The 15,758-nt window shown below is 67.2% G+C and carries 13 protein-coding genes and 3 tRNA genes; 9 read left to right on the forward strand and 7 right to left on the reverse strand.

The genetic code is table 11. The features are described from left to right. Positions 1-253 precede the first annotated feature (253 nt). From BOSE125_RS05685 to BOSE125_RS05695, 3 genes are read left to right on the forward strand one after another with little or no spacing between them, the layout of a single operon-like run. Positions 254-583 carry a DUF6504 family protein gene (locus BOSE125_RS05685; RefSeq protein ID WP_159550812.1) on the forward strand — a complete coding sequence of 110 codons (330 nt, stop codon included), beginning with the start codon at positions 254-256 and terminating at the stop codon, positions 581-583. Then, the gene (locus tag BOSE125_RS05690; protein ID WP_159550814.1) at positions 583-4,344 is read left to right on the forward strand and encodes a DNA polymerase III subunit alpha; all 3,762 of its coding nucleotides are present in this window, start codon (positions 583-585) and stop codon (positions 4,342-4,344) included. The genes BOSE125_RS05685 and BOSE125_RS05690 overlap by 1 nt, the downstream gene beginning before the upstream one ends. Continuing rightward, on the forward strand, positions 4,341-4,862 hold the full coding sequence (locus BOSE125_RS05695) for an SRPBCC family protein (protein WP_159550816.1): 522 nt from the start codon (positions 4,341-4,343) through the stop codon (positions 4,860-4,862). The genes BOSE125_RS05690 and BOSE125_RS05695 overlap by 4 nt, the downstream gene beginning before the upstream one ends. Here the strand turns inward: BOSE125_RS05695 and BOSE125_RS05700 are convergent. Beyond that, complete coding sequence (locus tag BOSE125_RS05700) at positions 4,844-5,533, reverse strand: dihydrofolate reductase family protein (protein WP_159550818.1); 690 nt, start codon at positions 5,531-5,533, stop codon at positions 4,844-4,846. The two genes, BOSE125_RS05695 and BOSE125_RS05700, sit on opposite strands and share 19 nt — an antisense overlap. Positions 5,534-5,778: 245 nt before the next feature. Here BOSE125_RS05700 and BOSE125_RS05705 point away from each other — a divergent pair, with 245 nt between their 5' ends. The 5 genes from BOSE125_RS05705 (at position 5,779) to BOSE125_RS05725 (ending at position 11,878) form a co-directional block, all read left to right on the forward strand. Then, a complete protein-coding gene (locus tag BOSE125_RS05705; protein ID WP_159550820.1) occupies positions 5,779-7,551 on the forward strand; it encodes an HNH endonuclease signature motif containing protein in 1,773 nt (590 codons plus the stop codon). A gap of 256 nt (positions 7,552-7,807) precedes the next feature. Next, a complete protein-coding gene (gene thrS, locus BOSE125_RS05710; RefSeq protein WP_159550822.1) occupies positions 7,808-9,832 on the forward strand; it encodes a threonine--tRNA ligase in 2,025 nt (674 codons plus the stop codon). Beyond that, the gene (locus BOSE125_RS05715; protein WP_159550824.1) at positions 9,829-10,449 is read left to right on the forward strand and encodes an HIT domain-containing protein; all 621 of its coding nucleotides are present in this window, start codon (positions 9,829-9,831) and stop codon (positions 10,447-10,449) included. Before thrS ends, BOSE125_RS05715 begins: the two co-directional genes overlap by 4 nt. Continuing rightward, positions 10,449-11,078, forward strand: a complete 630-nt coding sequence (pgsA, locus tag BOSE125_RS05720; RefSeq protein WP_159550826.1) for a phosphatidylinositol phosphate synthase — start codon at positions 10,449-10,451, stop codon at positions 11,076-11,078. The genes BOSE125_RS05715 and pgsA overlap by 1 nt, the downstream gene beginning before the upstream one ends. 44 nt (positions 11,079-11,122) lie before the next feature. Beyond that, positions 11,123-11,878, forward strand: a complete 756-nt coding sequence (locus BOSE125_RS05725) for a GPP34 family phosphoprotein (protein WP_159550828.1) — start codon at positions 11,123-11,125, stop codon at positions 11,876-11,878. 23 nt (positions 11,879-11,901) lie between these two features. Here the strand turns inward: BOSE125_RS05725 and ybaK are convergent, their stop codons facing one another. The 3 genes from ybaK to BOSE125_RS05740 all read right to left on the reverse strand — a co-directional run bounded on the left by ybaK (position 11,902) and on the right by BOSE125_RS05740 (position 14,039). Further along, positions 11,902-12,405, reverse strand: a complete 504-nt coding sequence (ybaK, locus tag BOSE125_RS05730; RefSeq protein ID WP_159550830.1) for a Cys-tRNA(Pro) deacylase — start codon at positions 12,403-12,405, stop codon at positions 11,902-11,904. Between the two features lie 56 nt (positions 12,406-12,461). Further along, the gene (locus BOSE125_RS05735) at positions 12,462-12,941 is read right to left on the reverse strand and encodes a SufE family protein (protein WP_159550832.1); all 480 of its coding nucleotides are present in this window, start codon (positions 12,939-12,941) and stop codon (positions 12,462-12,464) included. A gap of 141 nt (positions 12,942-13,082) precedes the next feature. Further along, positions 13,083-14,039 carry a sulfurtransferase gene (locus BOSE125_RS05740; protein WP_159550834.1) on the reverse strand — a complete coding sequence of 319 codons (957 nt, stop codon included), beginning with the start codon at positions 14,037-14,039 and terminating at the stop codon, positions 13,083-13,085. Positions 14,040-14,202: 163 nt separating this feature from the next. Between BOSE125_RS05740 and zapE the strand changes: the two genes are divergently transcribed. After that, entirely contained in the window at positions 14,203-15,315 is a 1,113-nt protein-coding gene (zapE, locus tag BOSE125_RS05745) for a cell division protein ZapE (RefSeq protein WP_159550836.1), read from the forward strand. Positions 15,316-15,431: 116 nt separating this feature from the next. Here the strand turns inward: zapE and BOSE125_RS05750 are convergent. The 3 genes from BOSE125_RS05750 to BOSE125_RS05760 all read right to left on the reverse strand — a co-directional run bounded on the left by BOSE125_RS05750 (position 15,432) and on the right by BOSE125_RS05760 (position 15,754). Then, a tRNA-Gly gene (locus BOSE125_RS05750) sits at positions 15,432-15,508 on the reverse strand. Between the two features lie 35 nt (positions 15,509-15,543). Further along, positions 15,544-15,615 (reverse strand) — tRNA-Val (locus BOSE125_RS05755). Positions 15,616-15,683: 68 nt separating this feature from the next. Continuing rightward, positions 15,684-15,754, reverse strand: a tRNA-Cys gene (locus tag BOSE125_RS05760). Positions 15,755-15,758 lie beyond the last annotated feature (4 nt).

Consider the following 15,758-nt stretch of genomic DNA (forward strand, 5'->3'; position numbering starts at 1 on the left):
CCTCGTAGCCTCATTCTTGGTGTTAGAACACATGTACTAATACCATGGTGGGGTGCGGCCGGTCCTTCCCGTCGGCCGTTTCACTTCCCACCGCCCCACCGGACAGCCCCGGCTTCGGGCCCGCCGTTCCTTCCCAGACGGCAGGGCACGACGCCGGCCCGGGCTGCCCCCGGACGAACCCGCCGGCCACGTGCCGGAGGGCGGAAAAACGGCATGAGAAGTCACGACAAGAACAGGGCAGGAATCACGTCCCATGGGAATCTTCACTCAATCGGTCGCCGTTGGATGCACCACGGCAGGGGCCCCGGAGCGCCTGGAGTGGAACGGCCGGATCTACGTACTGGCGGCCCAGCCGGTGCGCTGGTACGAGCGGCGCAAGTGGTGGACCGAGGAGCGCCGGGCCGAGCGAGGCCGCGGCGCCGGTCTGGTGGACCACGAGGTCTGGCGGGTCCAGGTGCGCCTGGAGAAGGCACGCAACGCACCATTGCTGACCTTGGACCTCTCCCACCATGTCGACTCCGGCCGCTGGCGGCTGGTCCGCATCCATGATGGCGCCGCCGTGCGCCTCAGGGAGAGCGCTTGATGGGTGCCGCCCCGGGCTTTCCGCATCTGCACGTGGCCAGTGCCTTCAGCTCCCATTACGGGGTGTCCTGGCCCGCTGAGCTGGCCGCAGCCGCCGCCGCGGACGGTGCGGAGGTACTGGCCTGCACTGACCGGGACGGGCTCTACGGCACGGCCAAGCATGTCAGCGCCTGCCTGGAGCAGGGGCTGGACCCGGTGATCGGGGTGGACCTCGCGGTGGCCTGGGGCGAACAGCGGTCGAATCCCGCCGGTCGGGTGGTCGTGCTGGCCCGAGGCGGCACGCAGGGCACGGGATACCGAGCCCTGGTCCGGCTCATCTCGGCAGCGCATGCCCACACCACGGGTGGCTCTGCCGGGGGAACCCCGTACGTCACGATGGCCGAACTGGCCGAGTGGTCCGCCGGCAGGCACCACGGTGCCCCGCCGGAACTGTTCGTTCTGCTGGGGCCGGGATCCGACGTCGGGAGGCTGATGGCCGCGCGCAAGTACACGGCCGGCCGGGCGCTGCTGCGCCAGTGGAAGGCCGCGCTGCCCGCCGGATCCCTGCGGGTGGAGGTAGTCTGCCATCTCTCTGCGCCAGGGGAGAAGCTGTCAGCCGCCCACGCCGTGAAGATGCTGCGCGCCGCCCGGGAGACCAGGGTGCCGGCGGTGCTGACCAACGCGGTGCGCTATGCGACGCCGGACGGGGCCGCCACCGCGGACGTCCTCGACGCCGCCCGGGCCCTGAGCTCCCTCGAGGCCCTCACCGACCTGCAGCCCAACGGGCAGGGCTGGCTGAAGCCCGCGGGGCCCATGCGTCAGATCGCCCTGGAGATCTGCGAGGCGGCGGGGTCCGGGACGGAGGGGCGGGCCGGCGGCAGTGCCGAGGGGGTCACGGCCCTGCTGGATGACACCCATGCCCTCGCTGATGCCTGCCGCATGGACCCCGGCCCGGACCTGGGCTGGAGGCGGCCCACCGTGCCGGAGGCCTCGGTCATCGGGATCACCGGGGACCCGGTCAGAGCGCTGCGGGACCGTACTCTGGCCAGGGTTACCGACCGCTTCCCGGGCCTCTATACCGGGACCCGCTTTGCGTCGTCGACCGCCGGCCAGGACCTGGAGAAGCGGTTGGAGCAGGAGCTGGGCATCATCAACCGGCTCGGCTTCGCCAGCTACTTCCTGACCGTGGCCGAGGTGGTGGCGATGATCGAGAAGATGGGGGTGCGGGTCTCCGCGCGCGGATCCGGGGCCTCGTCGCTGGTCAACTACCTGTTGCGGATCTCGAACGTGGACCCCATGCGGCACGAGCTGATCTTCGAACGCTTCCTCTCCAACGACCGCTCGACCCTGCCGGACATCGACATCGACGTGGAATCGGCCCGCCGTCACGACGTCTACCATGCGATGTTCGAGCGCTTCGGGGCCGAACGCACCACGCTCATGAGCATGCAGAACGGTTACCGTGCCCGAGGAGCGGTGCGTGACGCCGGGATGGCCCTCGGCATGGAACCGGGGCAGGTGGATACGATCGCCAAGCAACTGTGGCGGTTCTCGGCGTCGAGCTTCCGTGAGGCCATGGACCGGATGCCGGAGTTGCGCGGTTTCGCGGAGCAGGTCGAATCAGGCCGGGCCGCCGGACAGGAGCAATTGGACCTGCTGGTGGACCTCACCGAGCGACTCGACCGGTTGCCGCGGCACATCGCCATGCACCCGTGCGGGGTGATCCTCGGAGACGCCACCCTGCTGGACCGGACGCCGTTGCAGCCCTCCGGGATCGACCTGCCGATGAGTCAGTTCGACAAGCACGACATGGATCCCATGGGCATGCTCAAGCTCGACGTGCTCGGCGTGAGGATGCAGTCGACCATCGCCTACACCCTGGCCGAGATCGAGCGGACCACGGGGAGGACGGTGGACCTCGAGCAGGTGCCCTTCGATGACGAGCCGACCTTCGAACTGATCCGGACCACGCACACCCTGGGCATCTTCCAGATCGAGTCACCGGGCCAGCGTGAGTTGATCGGGAAGATGGCTCCCGTGGAATTCAACGACCTGACCATCGACATCTCGTTGTTCCGGCCTGGGCCCATGCAGTCGGACATGGTGCGGCCCTTCCTCGAACAGCGCCACGGTTTCTCCCAGGCACGGTATCCCCACCCGGACCTGGAACCCGTGCTGGCCGAGACACACGGGGTGACGGTGTTCCACGAACAGGTGCTGCGGACCTTCCACGTGATGACCGGCTGCGGGCTGGCCCAGGCGGATGAGTTCCGCCGTCAGATCGGCGGGCCGCAGGAGCACGTGGTGGAGGAGTTCTTCCGGTCTACGGCACTGGCGAAGGGCTACCCGCCGAAGGTCGTCGACGAGGTCTGGGGGACGCTGCACGCCTTCGGCTCCTTCGGCTTCTGCAAGGCCCACGGTGCCGCGTTCGCCGTTCCCACCTACCACTCGGCGTGGCTCAAGACCCATCACCCCGAGGCGTTCCTGGCCGGGATCTTCGAGCACGATCCCGGAATGTACCCCCGCCGACTGATGATCGCCGAGGCCCGCCGCATGGGCATCCCGGTGCTGCCCGTGGACATCAATGCCTCCACCGATCGGTTCAGGCTCGAGTGGGTGCCCGGCCATCCTGAGATTCCCGACGCCGGCGCCGCGCCCTTCCTGGAGAACGCGCCTGCCGCTGGGAGCCGGCCGGACGGCGTCGGGCCGGGGAAAGCCGCAGGGCGCTGGGGGATCCGGCTGGCGCTGAACGCGCTGTCCGGGCTGAGCGAGACGGAGATCAAGAGGATCGTGGCGGGGCAGCCCTATGCCTCACTGGCCGATGTGCGGGACCGGGCCCGCCCGACCCGGAGGAACCTCGAGCGGCTGGCTCAGCTCGGTGCGCTGGACTGCCTCCTGCCGCTGGGCGGGGCCTCGCGCACGGACCTGGTCCACCATCTGGAACTGCAACACGGTGGGCAGGCCGAAGGGCTGTCGGGGCGGAGGAAGCGGTCTGGCGGACGCCAGGTCGACGGTCAGCTCTCCCTGGAACTGCCCGATACCGAGGCAGCGGCGATCGTGCCGATGTTCCCGGAGCCCAGCCGGGACCAACGGGTGCGGACCGAGCTGGATCTGACTGCCATGGACACGACCGCCCACTTGATGGAATCGCACCGGCCGTACCTGGAGGCGCTCGGGGTGACGGCGGCGGAGGACCTGCTCGGGCTGCGGTCACAGTCGCGGGTGCTGGTGGCCGGGGTGCGGGTGGCGACGCAGACCCCGCCCATGCGCAGCGGCAAACGCGTGGTGTTCATCTCCGTGGACGACGGAACGGGGTGCGTGGACGCCTCATTCTTCACGGAGGCCCAGCATGAGACCGGCGAGATGCTGTTCTCGGCCAGGCTGATGCTGATCGAGGGCACTACGCGCCGGACCGGCCCCAAGGCCATCAGCCTGCAGGCCATTCGTGCCTGGGACCTGCACCGGCCCGATTCGCTGCCCGATCCGGACTATCTGGATGGCACGCGGGACGAATGGCGGGCCTGGTTGCGCCGGGACCGGACCCGGGCTGGTGCGCCACCTGCTCCGGTGCCGTGGGGTCCGGCCGCCTCGTCAGCCGCCCAACAGCAGGAGACCGGTGGCTCGCGCCAAGTGGTGGGGGCCACCGCGCGGCTTCACGACATCCCGCACCATGACACCGGGTCCTGGCCGGTCAAGGTGCGCGGCCCGGTGGGAGTTCCGGAGGGTGCCTCGGCGACGGGCGGAAACCGGTCTGACCCAGAACGTGCGACGATCAGACCATGACGAGCACATTCACGGTGGTGACCCCGTCGTCGCACGCAGCCGAGCGGCTCTTCGACCTCTCCCTGAGCATCGATGAGCATCTCGGATCGATGGCCGACTCCGGTGAACAGGCCATCGGCGGCGTGACCTCGGGGCAGATCGGTCACGGCGAGACCGTCACCTGGCGGGCCCGGCATTTCGGGATCTGGTTCACCATGACCTCCCAGATCACCGAACATGACCGTCCCCGTCGGTTCGTCGACGAGCAGATCACCGGCCCCTTCCGCTCCTTCCGCCACGTCCACGACTTCTCGAGTGAGGCCCACGGATCTGCCGGAGCCGGACTCGCAACGGCCGGGGGAACCGCTCAGAGGGCGAGCACCATGACGGATACGATCACCGTGACGTCGCCCCTCTTCGGACGCCTGGCCGAAAGACTGATCCTGGTGCCCTACCTCCGCAGGCTGATCCGGCAGCGCAACCGGCATCTGCTCGGGGTTCTCGACGCCGAGGCCTCGGCTCAACGCCAGAAGAAGTGATGCTCCATCCCGCTCGGGCTCAGGACACTCTCATGATGGAAGCGGTCCTCGAAGTCCGTCGGACTGGACCACAGCCGCAGTCCTGAACCGATGTCATGGGGTGCGACGGCGATGTGCAGATCATCCACGAGGCCAGCTTCGAGGAACTCCAGCACCGTCGTGACACCACCACCGAGGCGGACGTCCTTGCCCTGGGCAGCGTCCATGGCGATCCTCAGCGCCTCGGAGGGACTGGCATCGAGGAAATGGAACGTCGTGTCGCTGAGCGAGAAGGACGGGCGCAGGTGGTGCGTCAGCACGAACACCGGCGAGCGGAACGGCGGGTCATCACCCCACCAGCCCTTCCAGTCCTCGCTCGTCCAGGGGCTCCGGAACGGACTGAACTTGTGGCTGCCCATGATCTCGGCCCCGATGTTGTGGGTGAAGTCGCGGACGATGTGGTCGTCCACGCCCCGCGAGCCGCCGGGATCCGTTCGATTGGGCCAACTGTCCGTGGCCCCGGCCCATTCGGTCAGGGGGCCCGGGTCCACGTGGCCGAAGGGGCGTTCCAGGCTCTGGTCTTCCCCTGCGGCGATGCCGTCCCGCGAGACGAAGAAATTCTGGACCCTGAGTCGTTGAGGCCTGCGCCGGTGAAGCGGCTCGCCGGTGGAGGAATCTGTCGTGGAAGGCATAGGTACATCCCGGTTCTGGGCTGCGTTGTCAGCAGTCGGACGCTGGTGGTTGCCCCGAGTGTAGAAACGCACGACGTCGGATGGCCAGATCCGCGGTGCGTACCGCCTCCTGCACAGGCAACAGAAGGCAGGGAGGCGTCCACATTCCGCGGTGAGGGAGCTTATCGTGTCCCAGCATCATGATCGAATATATGTACTAGGCGGACGACTTGGTGGGGTTGCAACTACACGGGAGAGGAGCACCGGTGATCGAGAAGGGCGAGTTGGCAGGGCTGGACCTGCCCGAGTTGCTGGTGGCCTCCCGCCTCTTACTGGAGGAGCTGGCGGCACGGGTATCGGATCCCCGGCTGCCGGATGCCGTCGACCGCTTCCCGGATGGGCCGGATCATGATCGTTCCGAGGAGTGGGGGCTGTATGCCCATGCGGACAGGGCGCTCGACGAGAGGGGCGGCGCGGACCCGGATGAGTTGCTAGGCGACAAGTCTCTGAACGGCGCGACTCTGAACGATGAGACCCTGGGCGCCACCGCGGAAGCCGTGCCGGTGGGTTGTCTGCCAGTCGTGCTGTCCCGGGTCGAGGAGCTCGGCCGATGGGTGGATGCGGCTCGAACGGGACTGGCAGGCCAGGTGGACCACGTCTTCGAAGAGCATGGGACTCGTCGCGGTGTGTTGGGGATACCGGAGGGCAAGTGTGCCTACCGCAACGGGGCGGACTACCTCCAACAGGTTCTGCGCATCCCCCGTCATGAGGCGAAGAAGCGTGTCCGCCGCGCTGCCCGTGTCATGCCGCAGTTGTCCCAGGACCGAACCCAGGTGCTTCCACCCGAGATGGGCGCACTGGCCGGCACCGTGACCTCGGCCCAGGCCGATCTCGCCGCGGTGGACACAGTGGCGGACGCCCTCGCGTCTGCTCGTGCCGACGCGGGCCGAGCTGGAGCACCGAAGGAACACATCGACCTCTTGATCACTGAGGGGGAGCGGGTGTTGGCGGCCCAGGCGCAGGAGATGGACCCGGACGCCGTACGGAAGGTGTGCGCGTACTGGCGCCAACGCTTTGACGCTGTGGTGAATCCCGACGGTCTCGAGCCCACCGATGCCCAGATGAACGCGGCCCAAGGGCTCTTCTATCACGGCAAGGGCACCGCGAACCTGCACCACTGGTCCCTGTTGGCGACTGACGGCCAGCATGAGACGTTGAAGACCCTCGTCTCCGCCTCCTCCAACCCGCGCAGGATTGCTGACGAGCAGCCGGGTGCCGACGTGTGGGCGGAGCACCTGGATGTTGCGGACTCGCTGGATTCCCGGAGCCGGGCCCAACAGGAACTGGACGGACTCATCAGTGCCCTGACCGGTGCACTGGCCTTGACGAACCAAACGACTCCCACCGCCGAAGAGGGCGGATCTGACCTGCCGGATGCCGGGGGTGGCGGAGCCAGGCCACAGGTTCTGGTGACGATCGACTACGAGTCCCTGGCAGGCCACTACACGAGCGTCATAGGCAACGCCGGCACCGGCCACGTGGTATCCCAGGCAGCGTATGCGGGAGCGATCGATCCACAGACCATCCGGCAGAAGGCCTGCGATGCCGACCTGATCCCTATAGTGCTCGGCGGTTCAGGAGAGGTGCTCGACGTGGGGCGATCCCAGAGGCTGTTCACCCGAAAGCTCAGACGGGCCATCGTTGCCCGGGACGGCGGATGTGCGGCACCCGCCTGTTCCATACCTGCTCCCTGGTGCGAAGCCCACCACATCCGCTTCTGGGAGCATGGCGGGCCCACCAGTGTCGAGAACGGGGTCCTGCTCTGCTCACATCACCACCACGCAGTCCACGCTGGCGCGTGGGAGATCGAGGTCAAAGACGGTGTGCCCTGGTTCATCCCTGCTCGCTATCACGACCCGGAACAACGGCCCCGCCGCAATCACTATTGGCGCCCCCGAGATCCAGGTACCTCTGGCAGTCCGGGGCCCGAGACCCCAGGGGAATCAGGCGGCCGCGACAATCTCGATGACGTGGCGTGACGTGGCGTGACGTGGCGTGAACCGACTGACCAGCTGAATCAACTGGACCAAGTGAAGCAGCTGAATCAACAACCGCCACGCTTCTGACCTTCGAGACTGTCTGAGGCTGTCTGGTCCGCAGCACGCCTCCAGAGGCACCACGGCATGCACGCCATCAGACGGTGAACCGACCACGACTGCCCTAGAATGGCCGGTGGCTGGCGATGGCCACCGTATGCCATCAGCCCTGAAGCCCTACCCAAGGAGGAACCGGACCGTGTCCGAGGCGTTGCAACACGAACAGATCACCATCACCGTCAACGCGGAATCGCGGGAGGTGACCTCGGGTACCACCGGCACAGAACTCTTCTCCGATCAGAAGACCATCGTCGTGATGCGTGTGGACGGCCAACTGCAGGACCTGAGCCGCCAGATTCCGGCCGGCGCCGACGTCGTGGGCGTGGACATCTCGGACGAGGACGGACTCAACGTCCTGCGCCACTCAACCGCCCATGTCATGGCCCAGGCGGTCCAGCAGTTGCGCCCGGGCGCCAAGCTGGGCATCGGCCCCTACATCACGGACGGCTTCTACTTCGACTTCGACGTCGAGGAACCTTTCACTCCGGAGGACCTCAAGACCCTCGAGAAGATGATGCAGAAGATCATCAACTCGAACCAGACCTTCGCCCGCCGCGTCGTCACCGAGGACGCGGCCCGCCAGGCGATGGCCGATGAGCCGTACAAGCTGGAACTGCTGAACAAGCAGGAGGATGCGGACGCCGTGGGCGAGGGGGCGAACATCGAGGTCGGCGCCGGCGAGATCACCATCTACGACAACGTGGACCGCAAGACCGGTGACAGCGTCTGGTGCGATCTCTGCCGCGGCCCCCACCTGCCGAACACCAAGCTCATCTCCAACGCCTTCGCGCTGACCCGTTCGGCGGCCGCCTACTGGTTGGGCAACGAGAAGAACAAGCAGCTGCAGCGCATCTACGGCACCGCCTGGCCCACCAAGGACGATCTCAAGGCATACCAGGAGCGACTGGCCGAGGCAGAGCGCCGCGACCACCGCAAGCTCGGCGCCGAGATGGACCTGTTCTCCTTCCCGGACGAGCTGGGCTCCGGCCTGCCCGTGTTCCACCCCCGCGGCGGCATCATCCGCAAGGAGATGGAGGACTACTCGCGTCAGCGCCACACCGAGGCCGGCTACGAGTTCGTCTACACCCCGCACATCACCAAGCAGCACCTCTACGAGATCTCCGGACACCTCGACTGGTATGCGGACGGCATGTTCCCGCCCATGCAGATCGACGAGCAGCGGGATCCAGTCACTGACGAGATCACGAAGCAGGGCCAGAACTACTACCTCAAGCCCATGAACTGCCCCATGCACAACCTGATCTTCGCGTCGCGGGGCCGCTCCTACCGTGAGCTGCCCATGAGGTTGTTCGAGTTCGGGCAGGTGTACCGCTATGAGAAGTCCGGTGTGGTGCACGGCCTGACCCGAGTGCGCGGGATGACGCAGGACGACGCCCACATCTACTGCACCAAGGACCAGATGAAGGAGGAGTTGACCACCACGCTCACCTTCGTCCTGGACCTCCTCAAGGACTACGGCCTCAACGACTTCTATCTCGAACTGTCCACCAAGGACCCCGAGAAGTACGTCGGCGAGGACGCCGTCTGGGAGGAGGCCACCCGCACCCTCGAAGAGGTCGCCACCGCCTCCGGCCTGGACCTCGTCCCGGATCCGGGCGGCGCCGCCTTCTACGGCCCCAAGATCTCCGTCCAGGCGAAGGACGCCATCGGCCGCACCTGGCAGATGTCCACCATCCAGTTGGACTTCAACCTGCCGGAACGCTTCGACCTCGAGTACCAGGCCGCAGACGGCACCCGCCAGCGCCCCGTGATGATCCACCGCGCCCTCTTCGGGTCCATCGAACGCTTCCTCGGCGTGCTGACCGAGCACTACGCCGGCTCCTTCCCGGCCTGGCTGGCCCCGGAGCAGGTCGTGGCGATCCCGGTCGCGGAGGCCTTCAACGACTACCTGGCCGAGGTGGTCGCCCAGCTCAAGGCCCAGGGCATCCGTGCCCGCCTTGACGACGGTTCCGACCGCTTCCCGAAGAAGATCCGCACCGCCTCCAAGGAGAAGGTGCCGTTCGTGCTCATCGCCGGTGGCGAGGACGCCGAAGCGGGAGCGGTCTCCTTCCGGTTCCGGGACGGCAGCCAGGACAACGGCGTGCCCGTCAGCGAAGCCGTCGAACGCATCGTGAACGCCGTGAGGAACCGGGAGACCCAGTGACGCCGGAGCCGAGCCCGAGGGGCAGCACCCCGGCCACCGACGACTTCGAACTCGCCGGAACGCCGGACGGCTTCCAACGACTGTGGAACCCTCACCGGATGGCCTATGTCCGTGGGGGACAGGACCAGGTCAGCGGAGAATCCACGTGTCCCTTCTGCGCCGCTCCGGGTCGATCTGACGAGCAGTCACTGATCGTTGCACGGGGCAGGACGGCCTTCGTGCTGTGCAACCTCTACCCCTACAACGCGGGGCACCTGTTGGTGTGTCCCTACCGCCATGTTCCCGACTACACGGACCTCACCGTGGACGAGACCCTGGAGATCGCCCGGTTGTCCCAGATCGGCATGACGGCACTGCGCACCACGGCGAAGGCCACCGGCTTCAACCTCGGCATGAACCAGGGCAAGACCGGCGGCGCCGGCATCGCCGCCCACCTGCACCAGCACATCGTTCCGCGGTGGGGCGGAGACGGAAACTTCCTCCCGATCATCGCCGAGACCAAGAACATCACGGTGACCCTGGATACGGTCCGCGCGGCCGTGGCCGGAGCCTGGGCAGAAGCGGAAACCGCCTTTGACAGCCACCAGGCGAGCACCGCCACGGAACAGCGCGGCTGATGCTCAACCGCTACGCCCGGGCCCTGTTCACCCGGATCTTCACGCCGGCGGCCAGGTTCCTCCTGGCTCGCGGCGTCTCGGCGGATGCCGTCACCATCGTCGGGACACTCGGCGTGGTGCTGGGGGCACTGATCCTGTTCCCGTTGGGAGAACTGTTCTGGGGCACCATGGTCATCACCCTCTTCGTCTTCTCGGACGTGCTGGACGGGGTCATGGCCCGGATCGCCGGGACGACCGGCAGGTGGGGCAGCTTCCTCGACTCCACCCTGGACCGGGTCCAGGACGCCGCCGTCTTCCTGGGACTGATGCTCTGGTTCTTCGGTGCCGGAGACTTCTGGATCGCCGGCGTGGCGGCCGCCGCCAGCATGGCACTCGGCATGCTGGTGTCCTATGCCCGCGCCAAGGCCGAATCATTGGGCTTCGACGCCAATACCGGCATCGCCGAACGGGCGGAGCGGCTCGTGGTGACACTGGTGTTCGCCGGCCTGACCGGTCTCGGCCTGAACCCATGGGCCCTGGCAGTGGTCCTCCTGTTGCTGGCGGCGGCGTCGGCCATCACGGTGGGCCAGCGCATGGTCACGGTGTACCGGCAGTCCCGCAAGGTCCGCGAGAACGACGCCGGTCAATAACCCCGGTCCTGCGCAATCGAGGCCTTCTGCGCCACAATGGATGGATGAGCGAGCCCTTCACGGACAGCACTGAGGCTGTCACCGACCGACCGCTGAATCTCCCCGAGTACTTCCTGCTGCTCTGCCTGGACGACGAGAAGGGCAAGCTCCTGCTGGACGGACCGACCGTCGGGATGGGGATCGCCGGGGCCGCACTGGTGGAATTGGCGCGCCGGGGCCGGCTTGAGGTCACGCGAAGCACGGTGCGCACGATCGAGCATCCGCAGCAGGTCTTCGCCGTTGATCCGAATCCGCCGGCGTGGGCGCACAGCACAGGGCTTGAGTGGCCGCTGGAGCAGGTCTGGGACATCATCCGCGCCTTCACCCGCCATCGCGATGCCGAGCAGTGGATCAACCGCTTCTCACGCCAGACGCTGCGGGACGCCGTGGCGGCCTCACTGGTGAAGCGGGGCATCGTGGAGGAGGACGAGAGTACGGTGCTGTGGATCTTCCACCGGACGCGCTACCGGGAGCGGGACGAGCACTTCGAGCACGAGCTGCGGGACAGGATCCGTGGTGTGCTCATGGACGGTCAACCGGCCGACGACGTCACGTGGCCGCTCATCTCGCTGATGCGCACCACCCGCCTGCTCCACCGGCTGTTCCCGGACGTGGACAAGGCGCACATCCGCGCGGCCGCCGTCACCCCGGTGGGCAGCCCCGCCACGGAGCTGTCCATGTCCGAGGCGCTCCTGGCGACGGAGAACGCCGTGGCTGAGGCCCTGACGGCGACGACGGGCGGGGCCTCAGCGCTCGACTGAACCCTGGATCTCGACGGAAGGCTCTACAGAGCCGCGATCGGTGCGACGCGAGCCTGCGTCAACGTCACCAGATCTCGCGGTGCCAGTCTCACGTCCAGTCCTCTGCGACCTCCCGACACCAGGACATGGTCCAGGGCCAAGGCCGAGTAGTCGATGACCACCACGGTTTGATGCCGCTGGCCCATCGGCGAGATCCCACCCAGCACGTAACCCGTGCGTCTCTGCGCCAGGGCCGGCTCCGCCATGGTGACCTTCTTGACCCCGAGCGCGGAGGCCAAGGCCCGCAGATCGAGGGTTCCGGCGACGGGTACCACGGCGGCTGCCAGGGAGTCGTCCGGCAGGGCCACCATCAGGGTCTTGAACACCACGGTGGCGTCCAGCCCGAGCTTCTCGGCGGCCTCCTCGCCGAAGCCAAGGCCGGATCGCTCGTCGTGCTCGTACTCCAACACCTCATGTTCGATGCCGGCCCGTTCCAGCGCGTGCAGGGCGGGCGTCGAGGCGGAGTGCGCGGGCTTCTTGCGGGTCATGGGGTATTAGGCACGTCCGGCGGAAACTCGACCTGTTGCCGGTTCAGCTTGCCGGTTCAGCCCGCCAGCTGATCGGCCAGCTGGTCCGAGATGTTGCGCTTGATGCGACCCAGCATGGCGGACATGCCCCGCAGCCGCAGGGGAGTCAGGGCTTTCTGGAGGCCCAAGCGGGTCGAGAGGTCCTCGGGGACGGCCAGGACCTCGGCGGCCGGCAGGCCGTTCAGGCTCTGCGACAGCACCGAGGCGAAGCCGCGGGAGGTGGGAGCCTCCGGCGGAGCGGAGACGAACAGGCGGACGATCGACGCGGCGGTGGGGCCGGCGTCGGGCGCGGCGTTCTCCAGCTCCACGGCGAGGAACAACGGCGTCTGGCATTCGACGACCTGCTCCATCTGGTCCTGATGACCGGCATAGCGGTCGGGCAGGGCCGGCAGCTCCTCGGAGAACTCCAGCAGCAGTTCCAGCCGTTCCGGGTCCGGGACGGCTCGGAAGTCCTCGACGATCTCGTGGAGCTTCTCAGGGAGTTCGGTGGTGGTCATCGTGAAGTGGGTTTCCTTCCAGAGTGATCGGTGAAGGCCGGCGATCACCGGTGACGGACGATTCTGTCCCTTAAACACCGCTGGGGTGCGATCTATGCCGTACCCCAGCCTAGTCCCGGCCTGAAGTATGCCGGAGGCCGGTCAGCGTCCGGCCGGCGCCTCGCCGCGCTCTTCGCCCACGGCGATGGGCAGGCGCACAGAGTTGCCCCACTCGGTCCAGGAGCCGTCGTAGTTGCGGACCTTCTCATATCCGAGGAGGTGGCGCAGCACGAACCAGGTGTGTGATGACCGCTCGCCGATCCGGCAGTAGGCGACCACGTCATCGGAGGTGCCGAGGCCGGCGTCGTTCCGGTAGATCTCCTCGAGTTCCTCGCGGGACTTGAAGGTGCCGTCCTCGTTGGCTGCCTTCGCCCACGGTACGGAGGCGGCGGTGGGGATATGCCCGCCGCGGAGGGTGCCCTCCTGCGGGTAGCCGGCCATGTGGGTGGTCTCACCGGTGTACTCGAGCGGCGAGCGGACGTCCACCAGGGGCTTGCCGAAGTGGCCCAGGACGTCCTCGCGGGAGGCACGCTCGGTGGAGTCGTCGCGGTCGACCACCGGGTAGTCGACCGGCGTCACCGACGGGACCTCCCGGGTCGTCTCGCGGCCCTCGGCGATCCACTTGTCACGGCCGCCGTCCATCAGGCGGGTGTCGGCGTGGCCGTAGAGCGTGAAGACCCACAGCGCATAGGCGGCCCACCAGTTGGACTTGTCGCCGTAGAACACCACGGTCGTGTCCCGGCTGATGCCCTTGGAGCCGAGGACGCGGGCGAACTCCTCCGGACCGACGAAGTCCCGGGACACGGGATCGTTCAGCTCGGTGTGCCAGTCGATCTTGAGGGCGCCGGGAATGTGGCCGGTGGAGTAGAGGAGCGTGTCCTCATTGGACTCAAGAATGACGAGGTTCCGGTGGTTCTCGTGGCTCTCACCCAGAACTTGGTCGGCGACCCACTGCGTGGACACGAGCTTCTCCGGATGCGCATAACCGGAGAAATCGGCGGAGGGGTCAGCGGAGAGGTGAACGGACGGGTCAGGCGAACTGGAGGATTCAGTGGTCATTCTCTTACATTACGCCACAGGCCCCGGTGGTAATTGGTGAGGGTTGCCTTCATTGAAATCGGTGAACATCGGCAGGGGGCGACCGCCGGTAGAGTTACCGTCGTCATGGCCGGCTCACACCGCCTGACCCGATCCTTCACACCCCATCAGGATGGAGCCGCCCGTGGCTGAGACCGTTCACCTCGCAGACCGCACCCCCCAGGTGTCCGCCGAGGACCTGCTCGCCGGCTTCCACCCCTCCTACCGGTTCGGTGAGGTCTCCTTCGACACCTACATCCCGGACCCGGCCCACCCCTCGCAGGCCGAGGCCGTGAGCCGTCTGCGCGACTTCGCCGCCTCCATCAAGGGCGGCGCTCGGGGCGGCAAGGACAACGGCGGAGGCAGCAGGAAAGGCAGCAGCGGGGGACTGTTCGGGTTCCTGAAGGGCGGCAAGTCCGGCTCGGCCGGAAGATCCAAGGGCACGACGTCGGCCGCCGGCATCTACCTCGACGGCGGCTTCGGCGTGGGCAAGACCCACCTGCTGGCCTCCACCTGGCACGCCGCGCCGGGCCCCAAGGCGTTCGGCACCTTCGTCGAGTACACCAACCTCGTCGGCGCGCTGTCCTTCCGCAAGGCCGTGGACGTGCTCAAGGAGTACACCCTCGTCTGCATCGACGAGTTCGAACTGGACGATCCCGGTGACACCGTGTTGATGTCACGGCTGATGCGTGAGCTCTCGGACGCCGGGGTGAAGCTCGTGGCCACGTCCAACACCCTGCCCGGATCGCTCGGCGACGGGCGCTTCGCGGCCCAGGACTTCAAGCGGGAGATCCAGGTCTTGGCCGATCAGTTCGACGTGATCCGGGTGGACGGCGAGGACTACCGTCACCGTGGCCTGACCGCGGCGCCGGATCCGCTGGAAGACGACCAGCTGCTGACGGTGCTGGCAGATCGCTTCCCGGACGCCGCCGTCGTGTCCGAGGACTCCTTCGAGGATCTGACCGCAAACCTGTCACGGGTGCATCCGAGCCGCTACCGCAAGCTCGTGGAGGACGTCGACGTGATGGTGCTGCACCAGGTGGAGACCATCTCCGAACAGGCCATGGCCCTGCGCTTCGTGGTCTTGGCCGACCGTCTCTATGACAGGGACGTGCCGGTCATCGCCTCGGGCGTGCCGTTCGACCGGCTGTTCACCGAGGAGATGATGAGCGGCGGGTACATGAAGAAGTACTTCCGCACCGTGTCCCGCATGACCGCCCTGGTCCGGGAGGGCCAGATGGGGGAGACGGGGCTGTAACCCGGCGGATCGGCTCCCTGTTGGCTGGGGGCTGCTGAGGGGAGCTGCTTCTCCGCGAACGAAGAGATCCCCCGACGACGGTGACCGTCGTCGGGGGATCCTCTTTTCATCTTCAGTGGAGCGGATGACGAGATTCGAACTCGCGACCTCCACCTTGGCAAGGTGGCGCTCTAGCCAACTGAGCTACATCCGCAGGACCAGGATAACCTCGAAAGGAGGATCAGTCCGTGCGCGATACTGGGATCGAACCAGTGACCTCTTCCGTGTCAGGGAAGCGCGCTACCGCTGCGCTAATCGCGCCCATGGGCTCCGGCGAACCGGAACTTCTGAGTTGCAGGTCCCCATCCTAGCGGACAGAAACCGATGCGAGGTGGGGACGGGATTCGAACCCGCGTACACGGCTTTGCAGGCCGTTGCCTCGCCTCTCGGCCACCCCACCAGGG

It is taken from the genome of Citricoccus sp. K5, from assembly GCF_902506195.1.
In the GTDB taxonomy this organism is placed as follows: domain Bacteria; phylum Actinomycetota; class Actinomycetes; order Actinomycetales; family Micrococcaceae; genus Citricoccus.